The sequence below is a fragment of the Pseudomonas sp. K8 genome (genome assembly GCF_014889455.1).
GTDB classification, from domain to species: domain Bacteria; phylum Pseudomonadota; class Gammaproteobacteria; order Pseudomonadales; family Pseudomonadaceae; genus Aquipseudomonas; species Aquipseudomonas veronii.
The window spans coordinates 1-667 of the sequence record NZ_VJWO01000178.1; the positions used below are offsets into that span (position 1 = coordinate 1).

Annotated in this window: 1 protein-coding gene; it reads right to left on the bottom strand. The window is 58.5% G+C overall.

Translation table 11 applies throughout. The features are described 5' to 3' along the window. Nucleotides 1-551: hypothetical protein (locus INT12_RS30840; protein ID WP_193059221.1), on the bottom strand; the 551-nt coding region annotated here is incomplete at its 3' end. Between the last annotated feature and the right edge of the window lie 116 nt (nt 552-667).

Here is a 667-nt window from a genome sequence, read left to right on the forward strand (position 1 = left end):
CCTCGAATAACCCCCCCCACACACCCATACACCCATACACCTGTAGGAGCGAGCTTGCTCGCGAAAAACTCAAAGACGCCACGTTCATCCAGGATGCACGCGTTATCGTTGACGTTCTTCGCGAGCAAGCTCGCTCCTACAAGTGGCGTATCAAGCGCCACCTCAAGGCCTTGGGCGTACCCGAAAAACAAAGCCGCTACGAATTCTTCGGCCCAGCCGCCGCCCTCGAATAACCCCCCCCACACACATACACCTGTAGGAGCGAGCTTGCTCGCGAAAAACTCAAAGACGCCACGTTCATCCAGGATGCACGCGTTATCGTTGACGTTCTTCGCGAGCAAGCTCGCTCCTACAAGTGGCGTATTAATCGCCACCTCAAGGCCTTGGGCGTACCCGAAAAACAAAGCCGCTACGAATTCTTCGGCCCAGCCGCCGCCCTCGAATAACCCCCCCCCACACACACCTGTAGGAGCGAGCTTGCTCGCGAAAAACTCAAAGACACCGCGTTCATCCAGGATGCACGCGTTATCGTTGACGTTCTTCGCGAGCAAGCTCGCTCCTACAAGGGGCGTATTAAGCGCCACCTCAAGGCCTTGGGCGTACCCGCACACCAAAGCCGCCACGAATTCTTCTGCCCCGCCGCCGCCCTCGTCTAACCCCCCCCCCC